Annotated in this window: 13 protein-coding genes; 2 read left to right on the top strand and 11 right to left on the bottom strand. The window is 35.3% G+C overall.

Annotated features, from left to right (window positions below):
* Positions 1 to 75 precede the first annotated feature (75 nt).
* The 6 genes from BK574_RS14310 to yhbH all read right to left on the bottom strand — a co-directional run bounded on the left by BK574_RS14310 (position 76) and on the right by yhbH (position 8,381).
* Entirely contained in the window at positions 76 to 1,455 is a 1,380-nt protein-coding gene (locus BK574_RS14310) for a solute carrier family 23 protein (protein ID WP_078429078.1), read from the bottom strand.
* 192 nt (positions 1,456 to 1,647) lie between these two features.
* The gene (locus BK574_RS14315) at positions 1,648 to 2,412 is read right to left on the bottom strand and encodes a helix-turn-helix domain-containing protein (protein WP_078429079.1); all 765 of its coding nucleotides are present in this window, start codon (positions 2,410 to 2,412) and stop codon (positions 1,648 to 1,650) included.
* 126 nt (positions 2,413 to 2,538) lie between these two features.
* A complete protein-coding gene (locus BK574_RS14320; protein WP_078429080.1) occupies positions 2,539 to 4,059 on the bottom strand; it encodes a class I adenylate-forming enzyme family protein in 1,521 nt (506 codons plus the stop codon).
* Between the two features lie 29 nt (positions 4,060 to 4,088).
* Entirely contained in the window at positions 4,089 to 5,426 is a 1,338-nt protein-coding gene (locus BK574_RS14325) for a helix-turn-helix domain-containing protein (protein WP_078429081.1), read from the bottom strand.
* Positions 5,427 to 5,480: 54 nt separating this feature from the next.
* On the bottom strand, positions 5,481 to 6,728 hold the full coding sequence (locus tag BK574_RS14330; RefSeq protein WP_078429082.1) for a M20 metallopeptidase family protein: 1,248 nt from the start codon (positions 6,726 to 6,728) through the stop codon (positions 5,481 to 5,483).
* Between the two features lie 483 nt (positions 6,729 to 7,211).
* Positions 7,212 to 8,381: a sporulation protein YhbH gene (gene yhbH / locus BK574_RS14335; protein ID WP_075388426.1), complete on the bottom strand. Its 1,170-nt coding sequence runs from the start codon at positions 8,379 to 8,381 to the stop codon at positions 7,212 to 7,214.
* Between the two features lie 489 nt (positions 8,382 to 8,870).
* Between yhbH and BK574_RS14340 the strand changes: the two genes are divergently transcribed.
* A complete protein-coding gene (locus tag BK574_RS14340; protein ID WP_075388427.1) occupies positions 8,871 to 9,572 on the top strand; it encodes an Ig-like domain-containing domain in 702 nt (233 codons plus the stop codon).
* Between the two features lie 20 nt (positions 9,573 to 9,592).
* Here BK574_RS14340 and BK574_RS14345 read toward each other — a convergent pair whose 3' ends face one another.
* Entirely contained in the window at positions 9,593 to 11,488 is a 1,896-nt protein-coding gene (locus BK574_RS14345; protein ID WP_075388428.1) for a PrkA family serine protein kinase, read from the bottom strand.
* A gap of 216 nt (positions 11,489 to 11,704) precedes the next feature.
* On the opposite strand from BK574_RS14345, the gene BK574_RS14350 reads away from it, so the two are divergent.
* Positions 11,705 to 13,558: a transglycosylase domain-containing protein gene (locus BK574_RS14350; RefSeq protein WP_078429083.1), complete on the top strand. Its 1,854-nt coding sequence runs from the start codon at positions 11,705 to 11,707 to the stop codon at positions 13,556 to 13,558.
* A 207-nt stretch (positions 13,559 to 13,765) separates the two neighbouring features.
* Here BK574_RS14350 and BK574_RS14355 read toward each other — a convergent pair whose 3' ends face one another.
* The 4 genes from BK574_RS14355 to BK574_RS14370 form a co-directional block, all read right to left on the bottom strand.
* Entirely contained in the window at positions 13,766 to 14,323 is a 558-nt protein-coding gene (locus tag BK574_RS14355; protein ID WP_078429084.1) for a DUF5366 family protein, read from the bottom strand.
* A 112-nt stretch (positions 14,324 to 14,435) separates the two neighbouring features.
* Positions 14,436 to 14,741: an antibiotic biosynthesis monooxygenase family protein gene (locus BK574_RS14360; RefSeq protein ID WP_075388431.1), complete on the bottom strand. Its 306-nt coding sequence runs from the start codon at positions 14,739 to 14,741 to the stop codon at positions 14,436 to 14,438.
* A gap of 400 nt (positions 14,742 to 15,141) precedes the next feature.
* The gene (gene trmL, locus BK574_RS14365) at positions 15,142 to 15,615 is read right to left on the bottom strand and encodes a tRNA (uridine(34)/cytosine(34)/5-carboxymethylaminomethyluridine(34)-2'-O)-methyltransferase TrmL (RefSeq protein ID WP_078429085.1); all 474 of its coding nucleotides are present in this window, start codon (positions 15,613 to 15,615) and stop codon (positions 15,142 to 15,144) included.
* 223 nt (positions 15,616 to 15,838) lie between these two features.
* Positions 15,839 to 16,183 (bottom strand): CBO0543 family protein, encoded by a 345-nt coding sequence (locus tag BK574_RS14370; RefSeq protein ID WP_078429086.1) that lies wholly within the window; start codon positions 16,181 to 16,183, stop codon positions 15,839 to 15,841.
* Between the last annotated feature and the right edge of the window lie 49 nt (positions 16,184 to 16,232).

Raw genomic sequence — 16,232 nt, forward strand, 5'->3', positions numbered from 1 at the left:
GTTTGCTTTCTCAAAAACAATGCCCGATACCTATACTCTACGGTATAGGTATTGGGCTCTTTTACGCAAAAAACATTAACTAGCTTTGTCTTCTTCGGATGTAGTTTCCTCTTCTTTGTTTGACTTAGGTTTAAACAAGCTTGTTTTTTCAATTAAAAAGTATAAAACGACCCCTGCAATTAAACCATATGTCGCACCATGTATAGCTAGCACAACAGCCATAATACCTGCTACACCACGTTCTGTAGTCGTATGAACTTGTTCTACACCGACACTAATACATACGTATGCTGTAATAATTAATGTCAATGATAAAGCAATCGGTAAAACTGGCTGGAACAAGCTTACCAACGGTAAAATAAATAGAGCAATAAATCCAGCAATCCAAAATGTCCCCATTCCACTATGAATGGAATCCATTGCTTTACGTCCGTGCATATAACGTTCAACCATTGTTGCTTGAACAGGTGTCCACATCGGTCCAGCTAACCCTGGATACGGCGCAAAGAATGCATGAATGAAGTTTCGAATAGCTGTCACAAGATGAACTCTATTAACATTTGTATCGATTAATTCGTCTTTACGAATATGATCCGCACGTTGTAAGAGTGTTTTCCCGACAATAATATCACCAAAAGCAATAATATAAGCAATAACCGCTGTTGGAACTGCCATTAAAAAGATATCGATACCTGGAAAACCAACGGCAAAAGGAAGATAGCTCCACATTTCTACAAATGCTGGTTGTGTAATTCCCCACTCTACATTTGCCAACGGATATTCACTTACAATCCAACCAATGACCATTGCAATTATCATTGCAGGAACTAGTCCAAAGTCGGCAATCGATTTAGCCAACTTGTTTTTTTCTACTAATTTTTTAAATGACAATGAAAATAAGATATAGAAAGCAACTAAACTCCCAATGATAAGTGAAATCGGTGTATTCATTAAACGTCCACCATGTTGAATTTCTCCCATTAAAGCAGCAAGACCTGCCCCAATCAAAATTCCTGCTTTTAATGAATTCGGAACCAGTTCGACTAACTTGCCCCCTAATTTCGTAATTCCCATTATAAAAAAGATAGCAAATACAATAAACTGTAGTGCAAACAATGCTTGAATTGCTTCTGGTCCAGGTTCAAAATTCCCTAAAAATAACAAGACTACAGGAATCGCAGGGGTAATCCAACCTGGTACCATTGCTACCCCTAATAATGTAGGAAGCATAAAGCCAATACCCCCAACAACGACATAAGCTAACGCTACTTGATAAGGTAACCCAAGATATTCTGTCAATAATGGAATCATTCCAAGACTAACAACAAACATGATAAGTGCTTGAATAAATTCGGCTTTCTCCCATCGGTAATGAACAAACGGTAACCTGACTTTAAATGGTCCAACTGGCCAATATGGATGTTCTTGTCCTTCTTTACGTTCATAAATTGGCATACTATTCCCCCCACTGTTTGATCTTACTTCCTACCCTTTTTTAAAACGCTTTCAATTTTGTTTCTTATTCTATTACTTCGAATAAGAAGCTTTAAGTCATTTTTATTTTATAATTTATAATTTTAAGAAAAATTAAGTTGGTATTGTTATAGATTTTTGGGATAATCACTTTCAAATTTTTGCTTGTTTCACTTATTCACGTAATCTCAAAAACATATTACGATATTCACTCGGAGTTAAACCTTCTATCTTTTTAAATGTCGTTGAAAAATAAGCCGCACTTGAAAAACCGTTATTACTGGCAATAACTTCAATTGGTAGCATCGACATTTTCAGTTGAAGTTTAGATTGGTCAACTCGGAATTTCATTAAATACTCTACAAAGTTTAAACCTGTCACTTCTTTAAACAGACGACTAAAGTGAGACGGACTTAAATAAACGAGGTTTGAAACATCTTTTAATGTTATGGCTTCAAAATAATTACCTTCGATAAATTTTATCGCTGTATCAATGGGGTTAGCAAGATCTGTTTCAAAAATACGATTAGCCATTTGTTTATTTTCTATAAATTGTTCCTCTTTACGGATATTTTTTTCTGTTAAAATGCGACCAACAACAGCCAAAAAATCACCTTTCGCAACTGGTTTTAGGAGATACCCCGAAAAACCTGCATTTATACATTTTTGTACTATTTCAAACATCTTTAAATGAGTGAGAACAACAACAGGTAACTGCGGGTACATGTCTAATGCCTTTATCCCAAACTCTAGGCCATCTTCGTCAGGAAGGGAAAGGTCTAATAACAAAATGGTCGGTTGTTTTTGTCTTAATAAATGCATTCCTTTTGTAGCAGTCTCTACTGCATTAATTGTAAAATAGTCATAATGACTGTCTACGAGAATTGCTTCGACTGATTGCCTACTCTCTAGATCATCTACTATTAAAATCTCGGCCATATAGCATCCACCCTTTTGTTATGCATTTCGACTATACCCTCTTTTTTATGAATAAAAGTAAAAATCTAGATAACTATTTCGAATTCAACTAATAACTCATCCTTACTGTATAGTAGGTTAACCCTATTAACAGTTGTGTAATTCTTTTCTTAAAATTTTTCCAGTTGCACTTCTTGGAAGCATTTCTATAAATACATATCTTCGTGGTCGTTGATTACTAGATAAATGATTATGATACTTGCAAAACCGATCCAACTCTTGAAAGCTGAGCGACTGATCGGTTGGTACAATATAAGCTACGACACTCTGCCCCCAGCGTTCATCGTCCTCTCCAACGATAACAGCTTCCTCCACTTTTGGATGCTCAACTAAAATTTTTTCAATCAGTTCAGGATAAATATTCTCCCCACCAGAAATAATCATATCATCTGCTCGTCCTATAACGGTTAAATCTCCATCTTCATCAATAAAACCTAAATCTCCTGTGTAATACCAATCTTCAAATATAATCTCCTTTGTTATTTCAGGACGATTCCAATAGCCTTTAAAAGCTTCAGGAGACTTCATATTTACAATGACTTCACCAACTTCACCTTGAGCAACAACCTTGGTAGATGATCTACTTTTATGATCTGGATTAATGAGCCTTATACTTTGATGAATTCCAGGTTTTCCCGCGCTACCTGGCTTTTTCCGTACATCAGGACAATACGTAAAAGTATAAATTTCGGTACTTCCATATTGATTAACAATCCGTTCAGGTTGTATGAGTTCGTCACATTTCTTAATTAACTCTTTAGACATCGACGCCCCAGAATAAGCGAGCGTATGAAGACTCGAAAAATCGACTTCTTTTGCATAGGGGTGAAAAACTAAATCATGATACATCGTGGGCGTAAGAAATAAACAGCTCACATTTTCTCTATCAATCAGTTGTAATGATTCATAACTATCAAAATCATGCATAGCAATATAAGTACCGTTTAACGCAGTTACAGCCTGTAATGAGCGTAAACCAATTACATGATATAAAGGAGCAACCCCTAATGTTCGATCCAAAATTTGATATTGACATTGGACAATATGAGCCAAAGCTGAAGCATACTCATTGCGATGCGAACGAGGAACTCCTTTTGGTACCCCAGTTGTTCCTGAAGTGTAGTAAATAATTGCAATATCATGTTCTCGAATTTGGACAGGTTTATACGAATTTGTGCTTTGTTCCTCTAATTCTAATAAACTTATATCTGCAAGTTGACTATGCGTATGAATACTAATAAAAATGGGTCTTTCTTTAAACATATCCTTCATAATTAAGTATTCACTTGCATCTTCAAAAATAACGAGTTTAGGTTCGATATCTTGAATACAAAACATGATATCTTCGCGAGACAACCGAAAATTGATGGGCGTAAAAATCGCACCAAGCTTTTGGATAGCCCAAAATAAAACAACCGTTTCAATTCTATTCTTTAATAATACCATGACTCGTTCTTGCTTTCCTAACCCTAATTTTTGTAATGACGATGCAACTCGATTGGCTTTTTCATTAAGTTCATAATAATTTAATCTACTTTTTCGATCAATTACTGCAGTTTGGTTAAGATTTCTCTCCACTGAAAATTCAAAAAAATTTTGTAAGTTCAATTTCTTTCCCTCCTGTTAAAATGTACGTTTTAGTCATCTGTTGTTTCAAGCAACAACTCATACACTTTACGTGGACGTCCGCGATTCCCAACCTGTTCTTCCCTTAATATTTTAGCTAGTCCTAGTTTATCTAGTTCTGTTAAGATCCGCCTAGCATTACGTTCTGTACGATTTAACCATTGAGCAAGTTCACTAGCTGTTACAATGTTGTTCTTATATCGTTGCACAACTGATTCGATTTTTGATACAACTTTAGGACTAAGTTGGGCTGCCTTAAACTTCTGTTCCCAATCCTTTCCCCACTTTTGTTCTGAATAGGAAATTAATTCTAGGTCCTCATTTTTAAAATGTTCTTCTATTTTCTTTTCTTCGTTTACACTCACGATCGTTGGTTCATTGTATTCACGAGCCTGCCTCAAGGCAATACGAACGTTTTGTTCCGCATGATAAGCCGTTAATCCATAACCAATTCCCATTCTAATATGAAGATTACTATGCAAAAACACGTCATCTAACATAGCAAAACGCAAACGCTCACTAAACCGAATATCAACTTCGCCTCTCGTCGTATATATAAAAAATAAACCATCACCAATTTGTACAAATGAACCATGAACATTTTTTGCATGTCGTAACAATATATGTTTTAAATCTAGCTCCTTGTGTTTCATTTCATACGAATAATAATGCTCCTCTAGACTTAAATCAGAATGAATAACTTCAATACCTAAAATTGCAATCTGGGACTGACGATACCGACTAGATTGGCCTCTTTCCTTTAATAAAGTCAATACTCTTTTAACCGATAATTCTGAAGGGATAACTCGATAACATGGGATTCCTAACTTTTTAAGTTGATAGTGTACTTCCTTAATACAAGTAACGGCGACTTGACTACGACCTTGTTCAAATAACTGTTGATGAAATTTTATAATGTCTTCAGCTGGTTCATAACCAGAATAGGAATAAGAATATATGTTTAACGAATTTAATGCATGAGCCTTTTGCACTTGAGCTATTTCTTCTTTTTGTATTGTATCTAAACTTAATTCCTTTACACTATTTCCTTCATGAATTACAATTTCAAGAAATGTCCCTAATAAACTTGATCCGTTTAACGTCAAAAAAGTTGCTTCTTGTGCTTGAATTAACCCTTTGTTTAGCGCGTAATAATAGGGAGCCTGTCCTGAAAACAACCATTGATCAATTTGACCTACATTATCTCGGATAATCTGTTCAGTCTCCTCTGTTTTATCATAAGAAAATGGAAGGAGCTTCACTTTTTCATGCTTTGAGAACTCTTCAGCAAAACTTAAAATTTGTTGCACTGAATCCTCTGGTCCTACGATCGCAATTCGTACTTTCATTTTTTCACCTACTCTACCTAGACAGTCTATTCCATATTAACTAAATTATAATAATTACTGAAAATTAGCAACTTTCCCTAGCACAGATTGAAGTTCAGACTGTTCTACTTCTACCTGAAAATGGTTAAGTGCATCTATGGCAATTTGTGCCATTAATTCCATTCCGATTTGTATTGCACTTTCATTCAACATAAACATGGGATCATGTAATGGGTTTTGCTTTATCACTCCAGGAATCGCTGTTCCTAACCAAAAATAGGCCCCAGGATATTTTAAAAGGAAACGGCTAAAGTCCTCACCCCCTAAGCAAGGCTCTACTACAGGAGTTGAGTTAGGACCTAATAGTTGTTGTGAGGTTCGTTTAATATGGTTAGCCCATTGTTCGTCATTTACTGTTGCAGGATAACCATCATAATACTCAATCTTAGCTTTGGCTCCCATCGAATCAGTCACGCCTTGAACAATGGACTGAAATCGTTCTTTTACCATTTGTTTAGTTTTATTTTTAAATGTTCGTATCGTTCCCTCAAAGGTAACTTTGTCTGCAACCACGTTGTAACGGTATCCACCTTCGATTCTACCTATCGTTAAAACAGCAGAGTCAACAGGGTTTACATTACGACTGACAATGGTTTGTAAGTTTCCAATGACCGAATTAGCGACGATGATCGCATCCACAGTTTGATGTGGCATGCTAGCATGTCCACCAGATCCTTCAATTTCAACTATAAATCGATCGGAAGCTCCCATCATTGGACCAGGTAGAACACCCACTTGTCCAACAGGTAAGTCAGGCCATACGTGTTGGGCAAAAATAACATCTGGGGTATGCTCAGCAAATACTTGATCTTCCAACATTGGACCTGCCCCACCTATTGGTGTAATTTCTTCAGATGGTTGAAAAACAAGGAGTACCTTTCCTGAAAGCTTATCTTTTGTTTCGTTCAATAGGCGAGCTGTCCCTAAAAGCATGGCAACATGAGCATCATGTCCACATGCATGCATAGTCCCTTTTTTCTTTGATGCATAAGGAAGATTTGTTTCTTCTGTAATTGGTAAAGCATCCATATCGGCTCGTAAAGCTACTGTTTTACCTGGACGCCCCCCTTCAATAACACCTAAAATTCCCGTTTTGGCATAGCCAGTTGTAAAAGGAATATTATATTCTCTTAGTTTTTCTTGCACTTTTTTTGAGGTTTCAAATTCCTCACCACTCAATTCTGGATACTGATGAAAATGTCGTCTTAACTTAATTATTTCCTGTATATGTTTCTTACCTTCACCTTTTAAGTTTAATTTCATTTCATCTTCTCCTTTTCTAACTGACACTGATTATAGTAATTCAATAATTATTAAAGGAAACTTTCCTTTATACTTCCATTATTATAACTCATTTGCTTATAAATGCAAAATATTGTCTGAAAATAAAGTAAAACTTCCATCAGTGAGGGGTTTTCCTCTTCCCCCACTGATGGTTAGTTGAGGTCCACACGATGTGGGTCACACAGACGTTGCAACAGGACGTGGCCCATTTAGTTTGTGTTCATTTAGCTGTTACTGTCTATTTATCCTCCACTTATCCTTCTGTATTTCCTCGAAGTCTTGAAGTGGGGGTATTACTGTCAGTTGTTGCGGGATAAACTTGGAATTATGTAGTAGCTTTTGCTTTTTCACTCCAGGCATCGCTGTTCCTATCCAACAAAACGGAAAAGACTACTTTCTCCAGTCCCAGAAGATAAGTAGCCTTATACCCATTATTTTTCGAGCACTTTTCTCGCAATCGACTTAAGCCATTACCCCTGTTTCCTCTTTCCTAAAGAAACTCTTCATCGCATGGAACACATCCGCTTTTTCCTTTAGGATGTAATAACGAAAACTCTCATCTTTAATGTTTTTATACGCTGACATTAAGGTGGAATGACGGCTATACTGGTTTACCTCACCATATCCAAACATACTCGAAACATTCATTAATTCATTCACTAACTTTAAACAACGGGCATTGTCTGATGTTAAATTGTCACCATCTGAAAAGTGGAACGGATAAATGTTATATCGTTTTGGATCATATTTTCCATCAATAAGTTCAAGCGCTTTTCGATATGCTGATGAACAAATGGTCCCACCGCTTTCTCCTTTTGAGAAAAAGTCTTCTTCAGAAACAACTTTAGCTTCAGTATGATGAGCTATAAACTCAATATCGACGGTTTCGTACTTCGACCTTAGAAAACGAGTCATCCAGAAGAAAAAGCTACGAGCCATATATTTTTCCCAACGCCCCATACTTCCACTCGTATCCATCATCGCTAAAACTACTGCTTTAGATTCTGGTTTTACTTTCTCACTCCACGTTTTAAAACGTAAATCATCATTGTATATAGGGACAATGCCTGGCCTTCCTTCTAACGCATTTCTTTTGATTGCAGAAAGGATCGTCCTTCTCTTGTCAATATTACCCATGAGTCCTTTTCTGCGAATGTCATTAAACTCAATTTCCTCTACGATAATCTCATCTTGTTCTTTTCTTTGTAAGTTCGGTAACTCCAGCTCGTTAAACAACATTTCCTGGACTTCCATAATTGACACTTCTGCCTCGTAGTAATCTTCACCTGCTTGATCTCCCGCACCTTGCCCTTTTCCTGGACCTTGTTGACCCGAAGCATTCGGGTCCCTTGCTACTACGTCACCTACTTTACTGTCACCTTTACCTTGCCCAACATGTTTGTTTTTGTCGTAATTGTAACGAATTTTATATTCATCTAGGGACCGAATTGGAATTTTAATAACCTCTCTACCGTTAGACATGATAATATTCTCTTCACTTACTAAGTCAGGTAGGTTTTTACGAATTGCATCTTGGACCTTTTCTTGATGCCTTCTCTGATCTTGGTATCCTTTACGGTGGAGGGACCAATTCTCCTTTGAAACAGCATAATTGATTTTGTTGTTTTTCATTTTATTCCCCTCCTTGATTTTTACTCTCTCTACACTACATTTTCAAATATTAACTTTTTATTCACAAACCCCATCGTCTCCACATATAATGCTTTTGAGACTGCCCTTTTTAGTTATTCTTATAAAACAATAACTAAAACAGATGCTTACTCTATCCTATGCAGCTAGACAAGAGAGTTGACAATAAATTCTGACAAATTAAACTCTTTTTTTATTGGACAAGTACTTCGAATAAATTTCCCTATTAAATTAGATCTTGTTTTTTAGTCTCCTCCTCTTTAGAGATAAGTACATCAATCACAACTTAACTCTTTAAGATATAATCAGTTCGTCTTAATCAAAATGTAGGAATTATAATCTTTTTGAAACTTTTTCGTTTTAAAAGCCGTCTATAGTATAGTGGAAAGATAAGTCTGAAAGCCCTGCATGAATGTGAGTTTTTATGGCTATATATAGTATGAAGGTAAAATTAAAGAATTGGAGGTTTTTATGAAGATATGGTCCTTAACGCTTCTAATTCTCACTTTATACGTTTTATCTATTACAACAGAAGCAAAAGCTCAAACTACCCCCTTATTTAAAGTTGAATATGAGGAAGCCGATCCGAAGAAACCATTCAACGAAGGTAATGTATTTAAACCATTAGGAGTTTATCAAGATGTACCTAATAATAAGACTTGGTCGTTTACTTTTAATGACAACATTAATTCGGCCACTATCGCTCCTAACAGTCTCTATGTTCTCGATGCTACCGGAACTAAAGTCGACAGTTTAATCATTAACGATAATGAACAAACAATCACTGTTTTACCACCGCCTAATCGTTATCTAGAAGGTGAGACATATAGTATTTATTTTACTTCGAAGTTAAAATCCAGCACAGGGGTTCCTTTATTAAATAATTATCAATTAAAGTTTTCAGTAGGCTACTCAGAAAACTTAATTTCAGATCCCGAAGATGAGTTTAAATATAACATTCCAATTGAAACTTCAATTATCAAAACTTATAAAAGTCAATCTAATGAATCCATTAAAGAATTTGATATTGTAAATATAAACGGTAAACAGGAACATTTTGAGAGTCCTATGGTTTCCAGTTTTGATCAAACATTTATTTACACCCCTAATTCTTTCTACGCAAAGATAAAAGAGATGATGATTAGAAAGTATACACCCCCAGTCTACTATTGACTGAGGGTGTTTGTTTGTAACTATCTGTTTAGTAAACTTCCAACGTAGCGAAGTAATTCATTGGCAGATACCGAATTATAACCGTGTTCATCAATTAATCTTGCAATTACTTCATTTACCTTCTTCAATTGTGACTCATCTGGAGTTTTTGTTGATGTCGTAATTTTAACAATATCTTTCAAATCAGCAAAGAGCTTCTTCTGAATCGCTTCTCTTAAACGTTCATGTGAATTGTAATCAAATTTCTTACCTTTTCTCGCATATGCAGAAATACGGATAAGAATTTCTTCACGAAACGCTTTTTTCGCATTTTCTGAAATTCCAATTTGCTCTTCAATCGAACGCATTAATTTCTCATCTGGTGACATTTCATCACCTGTTAATGGATCATGCAACTTATTTTTATTACAATAAGCCTCTACATTATCTAAATAGTTATCCATAAGTGTTTTTGCGGATTCATCATATGAATATACAAATGCCTTTTGGACTTCTTTCTTCGCAATATCATCATATTCTTTTCTAGCAATTGATATAAAATCAATGTATCTCTCACGGTCTTCCTTATTAATCGACGCATGTTGATCTAAACCTTCTTTAATCGACCGAAGGACATCCAAAGCGTTGATTGATGTCATTTCCTTGCGAATAATTGCCGAGGAAATACGGTTAATGACATATCTTGGGTCAATCCCTGTCATACCTTCATCTGGATATTCCTTCTTCAACTCTTCTAAGTCTTGACTATTAAAGCCTTCGACAATTTCCCCATCGTATAACTTCATTTTCTTTACAATGTCTACACTTTGCTTTTTCGGTTCTTTCAACCTTGTTAAAATAGTAAAGATAGCCGCTATTCTTAAAGCGTGGGGTGCAATGTGTACATTTGAAATGTCACTATCTCTTATCATCTTCTTATAGATGCGTTCTTCTTCAGAAACTTTCAGATTATACGGAATTTTCATAACAATCATCCGAGAGTGAAGTGCTTCATTTTTCTTATTTGCTATAAACGATTTGTACTCTGATTCATTCGTATGAGCAACAATCAGTTCATCTGCAGAAATAAGTGCAAAGCGTCCTGCCTTGAAATTACCCTCTTGAGTAAGAGACAACAAGTGCCATAAAAACTTCTCATCACACTTTAACATTTCCTGGAATTCCATGATCCCACGGTTCGCTTTATTTAATTCTCCATCAAATCGATAGGCACGAGGATCTGATTCTGACCCGTACTCTGCAATAGTAGAGAAGTCAATACTACCTGTTAAATCAGCAATATCTTGTGATTTCGGATCTGAAGGACTAAACGTACCAACACCAATACGCTTATCTTCAGATAAGAATATTCTTTCAATTAGAACATCTTCAATGCGTCCTCCATACTCTTTCTCAACTCGCATCATATTCAGTGGCGATAAGTTCCCTTCTATCTTAATCCCATACTCTTCATAGAATTCTTCACGTAAATGCTGTGGAATTAAGTGAAGCGGATCTTCATGCATCGGACATCCTGCAATCGCATATACTGCCCCAGCATCTGTACGCGTATATTGTTCTAATCCGCGCTTTAGCATAGTTACTAGTGTCGATTTACCTCCACTAACTGGCCCCATTAATAACAATATTCGTTTACGTACATCTAAGCGCTTAGCAGCAGAGTGAAAATACTCTTCTACCAATTTTTCAATTGATTCTTCCACCCCATAGATTTGATCACTAAAAAACTTGTATTCTTTCTTGCCATTTACTTCTTCAACACCTGCGTCTTTAATCATATTGTAAACACGTGAATGTGCCGTTTGAGCAACCTGTGGAGTTTCCCTAATGATCTGTAAGTACTCAGCAAATGTACCGCGCCAATGTAGTTTCTCTTCTTCTTCCCGGTGGTATCTAATCCTACCTAAAATATCCATTAATATAGTTCCTCCTTTCGAGTCTAAACATTTGCGCTGTTACTTCATCCTATGCAATCAATAACATAATCATGCCCTCGATTCTAGAAATCTATTTGACAAGTAGAAAAAATTAACAACGTTATATCTTGGTAAAAATTGATTAGGATAGGTAGTTTTGTAACCTTTTATCATATAAAATATGAAAATATACCTAAAAAGAGATGAGTGTTAATCATGCGGATTGGAACAGGTTTTTTTATTATCACCATCCTATTATTTATTTTTTCATATATGCTTATTATCGTTGTTGATGAAATGGGCAAAGTGCATTCGATTGAATCTGTTTTAGATGAACACGTTAATATAAAAGAAATACATTTACCAACTAACAGTTACATTTATGACCGACATGGAAACCTAATTTCAGAGATCTATAACGGTGAAAATCGCATTTACTTATCTTTTGAAGATATTCCACAAACAATAATTGATGCTTTTATTTCAACAGAAGACCGGCGATTTTTTGACCATAAAGGGTATGACCCTTCTGCAATACTTAGAGCTTTTTTAACAAACTATAAGAACAATAGTATTGAAGAGGGTGCTAGTACGGTCACGCAGCAACTCGTCCGGAACATCTTTCTTTCTCATGATCAAACTTATGATCGTAAACTCAGTGAACTATTATATGCCTATAAAATCGAACAAATGTACAGTAAAGAAAAAATTATAGAACTTTATATAAATTCAATTTTTTTCTATAATGGAGTTTATGGTTTTGAAGCAGCCAGCCAATATTATTTTAGTAAATCAAGCAATGAATTAACTTTAGCTGAGATTACGTTTTTAAGTGCTATACCTAATAATCCATCCCACTACAACCCAATACAAAACATTGAAAATACAAAGTTGAGACAAAAATGGATTTTACAAAAAATGTTGGAAAATAATACTATTAATGAAGGGAATTACGCAGAAGCAATACAAGAAGAGATACGTTTAAACCTTTCACAAAAAGTGGATCTTTTTCCTGACTATATAACTTATGTCCATTATGAATTAACTCAGCTAATAGCCGAAAAAGAAGGCTACAATGAGCAATTAGCCAAGGCTTCTCCTGAAAAAAAGCAGGCAGTACAAGAAAATTTAGATCAGCGAGTCAAAACACTCTATGAGAAAGGAATTAAAATAGATACAGCATTAGACCCTCATATTCAGCATAAGTCCATACAAGCAATCCAGAAAAATATATCAAATGCCGACATTCAAAGTTCAGCAGTAGTGATTTATCACCCTACTCATGAAGTTGTGGCGATTACTGGTGGGAAAAACTATAAAAAATTTGATTTTCACCGCGGCTTTCAAGCCTATCGACAACCTGGGTCTGCCATTAAACCCTTACTTGTTTATGCACCATATATAGCTGAATATAACGTTTCAAACCAAAGTTCAGTGAATGCTAATAGTTTTTGTAAAAATAATTATTGTCCAAATAACTTTGGTGGGGCTCAATACGGTAGTGTCACACTTGAAACAGCCTTTAAAAATTCTTACAATACACCTGCTGTCCGTATCCTTGATCAAACAGGAATTGATACATCATTCCGTTATTTGCAAACATTCAATTTCAATCAAGTCCTACCTCAAGATTATGGTTTACCCGCTGCTCTTGGCGGTTTCACACATGGGATGTCACCTTTAGAATTAACCAAAGCTTATACTACTTTTGCAAATAATGGAGTTTATCAAAGTTCATATAGTATTAGAAGAGTAACGGATCTGGAAGGAAATGTACTTTATGAATGGCAAGAGATGTCCCAACATGTCTGGAATCAAAGTGTCAATCAACAGATGAAGGCACTTCTTCATAAAGTAGTATTGGAAGGAACTGGAAAAAGAGCGAATCTACCTAGCTCATATATTGGGGGGAAAACAGGAACAACCAATTCGTTTCACGACATTTGGTTTGTTGGAATTCGTGATGATTACACAGCTGGAGTCTGGGTCGGAAAAGACCGTCCCGCCTCCCTTCAATCTGTATACAACCAAGGACCCCATCTAACTATTTGGCGTGACATCATGCGTTGATATAGAAAAGTGGAAGGCTCTTGTTCAGCCCCGACAAGCAAATGTTCCGTAAGAATCAAAGTCCGCTTTTTGACTTTTTTCTTGCGGGTTATTTGACCTCGAGGGGCTAGAGCCTGAAACTAGACCATAGAAAAGTGGAAGGCTCTCGTTTGGCCCCGACAAGCAAAAATTCACCAAAATAAAAAGGCCTCCATTGTAGTGGCCTTTTTATAAGGGTAAGCTAGCAATAAAACTATTGTAGAGCTTGATGAATGCGTAAGTGACCGCCATAACCAGACTAAACCAAAACAATAAATGGAACATTATTAATCCGAACATACTTAATGGTGTTAAAAAATCACTTAATTTATATAAAAAGAAAACAAAATATAAGAACGTAGCACTAATAAATACTATGATAATTACAACGACAGAATGGAAAAAGAATAAAGCAACAACACTTGATACTAAATAAATCCAAGTGCCAGAGCGAATTTTCTTTAATTCATCTCCTTTTTCATCACGAGAAAAAAACAAAAGCGAAAGTTGGACAACCGTATCTGATAATAATTTTAAAGCTGAAAATAACATGAAGGAAAATAATAATAACAAGAATAATAAAGTCAGTTTAATACCACTTTCCGAAAAAAACTCCATCATCCCATCATATATACCAAGTACTTGCAATTGATCAACAATATACCCTTGAGTAAATAGCGCAAGGGATGTGCTATAAATTAAAATTGAAAACAAAGGGAAATGACTTGTTATATACGTGTTTTTCATACAATATATCTCCTAAAAGCCAAATGTAAAGTGCCAGGTCTCCAGTAACCTGGAGCCTGACACACGGTTAACCTATTCTTTAATCAGAGAATTAGCTTGAAAGATAACAATTTTAGGTATGATGAATCACACGGTAAGCGTTTAGTTCGTTCCCTGTAGATGGTCCCTTTTCTTTTGACTCCCGTTTTTCTTGATGCGCACGTTTAAATGCATCACTATTTAACCATGCCTCATAGTCTTCTTTCGTTTCCCACTTTGTAAATACAACTTGTTTTCCTTCTTCATTCTCATTATCAAGAAACAAGAACTCTAAGCAACCTGGTACATTCTTCATGTTTTCTGAGCTCTTCCCAAAACGCTCAGATAAATGTTCCTTTGCTTGTTTCGGTACATGAAGCTCATTCATTACTACGTACATTATAATTCCTCCTTTATTTTACCATCACTATTATACACAAAAGTTCAATATATATATAAATTATAGCCTGTTCATAGAAAAATCATATTTATAAAAATAAAACTTGGCCACATACATTCACAACGGCAATATGTTACATTATAATAAGGAAATAAGGACTGATTGCATTTAAGGAGGAAAACCAACGATGGGATTAATACTTATTCTTGCTATTTGTGTAGCATTTCTTTCAGCTATCTTTACTGCGGGATACGATGAAAAGCCTCACAAAAATTAATACTTATAAAAATGGACCAACTCTTTTTAGGGTAGGTCCATTTTTTATTATGAAAGACTAACATCCCATCGAACTAAAGCGAAAACAGCCCAATACCGTCATACCGCATTTCTTAAAGTCTTTTTATAATAATCCACGAAAACCCTGTTGACGAATCGCCTCATAAATAACAATAGCCGCGGTATTTGAAAGGTTTAACGAACGAATTTTTTCTGTTTGTGGAATTCGCAAACAATATTTTTTTCGTCCTTCTAATAACTCATTAGGTAACCCAGTCGTTTCCCGACCAAATACAAAGAATATATCCTTTTCTTCATCACTGTAGTCAAACTCGGTATAATTTTTCGTACCGACAGTTTCAATAAAATAAAATAGACCGTTCGGGAATAGATTAAAAAGCTCTTCAATCGAGTCATAATAATTTATTTTAACGTTAGGCCAATAATCACAACCTGCACGTTTTAGCATTTTATCATCTGTTGAAAAGCCTAATGGTCGAATTAAATGTAATGATGTATTAGTCCCTGCACACGTTCTTGCAATATTCCCCGTATTTGCAGGTATTTCAGGTTGATATAAAACAATATGTAATCCCACTTTATGTACACCTCAATCAATTTAATCTGCTACGAATTATTATAACACTTGTTTTTCTGAAGAAAAGCTTCTAACCTCCTGCTATATTCTAATATTAGGCACCAATCTATGTGAAGTATGCAATCAACCATATAAAGGATTGAGATACTATGAGTGGTTGCTTAATTTAGTTGGGATAAAAATTAAAATCTGAAAAAAAGGAACATTTATCCAATTTCCCTTTTTATAAAGAGATTTTATCTTTGTTTGTTATCCTAATAATGCCGATAATACTTCTACATAATAATAGCTTAACAGCTAAACTTATAAACGAGTGATACCATGACCACCCTTTTTTCCAAGTAATTAACTTTGTCTTCTTCGCTGCAATACTCTCTATGATTACTTGAGGTATTACAAAGGGAAAAAGTTTTAAAAAAACACCTGTTGGCTTGCTATTTAGTGTCCATTGATTGTAATAAAGGAGCATTAAAGGGTAAAGACTGAAATCAAAGGGTAATAATATTAATGAAATAAATGTGGCTACAGATAAAAAGGTAACAGAAATTGTTGAATTTATCCTCTTCAAGATAACACCTCCTATTATAGTGTGACACTTTAATGACACTGTTATGTAA

Source organism: Alkalihalobacterium alkalinitrilicum, from assembly GCF_002019605.1.
GTDB lineage: Bacteria > Bacillota > Bacilli > Bacillales > Bacillaceae_F > Alkalihalobacterium > Alkalihalobacterium alkalinitrilicum.

Bases quoted from the DNA above. Each gene is read 5' to 3' on its own strand.
- BK574_RS14310 (WP_078429078.1), bottom strand. From the start codon at position 1,455: ATGCCAATTTATGAACGTAAAGAAGGACAAGAACATCCATATTGGCCA.
- BK574_RS14315 (WP_078429079.1), bottom strand. From the start codon at position 2,412: ATGGCCGAGATTTTAATAGTAGATGATCTAGAGAGTAGGCAATCAGTC.
- BK574_RS14325 (WP_078429081.1), bottom strand. From the start codon at position 5,426: ATGAAAGTACGAATTGCGATCGTAGGACCAGAGGATTCAGTGCAACAA.
- BK574_RS14330 (WP_078429082.1), bottom strand. From the start codon at position 6,728: ATGAAATTAAACTTAAAAGGTGAAGGTAAGAAACATATACAGGAAATA.
- yhbH (WP_075388426.1), bottom strand. From the start codon at position 8,381: ATGAAAAACAACAAAATCAATTATGCTGTTTCAAAGGAGAATTGGTCC.
- BK574_RS14340 (WP_075388427.1), top strand. From the start codon at position 8,871: ATGAAGATATGGTCCTTAACGCTTCTAATTCTCACTTTATACGTTTTA.
- BK574_RS14345 (WP_075388428.1), bottom strand. From the start codon at position 11,488: ATGGATATTTTAGGTAGGATTAGATACCACCGGGAAGAAGAAGAGAAA.
- BK574_RS14350 (WP_078429083.1), top strand. From the start codon at position 11,705: ATGCGGATTGGAACAGGTTTTTTTATTATCACCATCCTATTATTTATT.
- BK574_RS14355 (WP_078429084.1), bottom strand. From the start codon at position 14,323: ATGAAAAACACGTATATAACAAGTCATTTCCCTTTGTTTTCAATTTTA.
- BK574_RS14360 (WP_075388431.1), bottom strand. From the start codon at position 14,741: ATGTACGTAGTAATGAATGAGCTTCATGTACCGAAACAAGCAAAGGAA.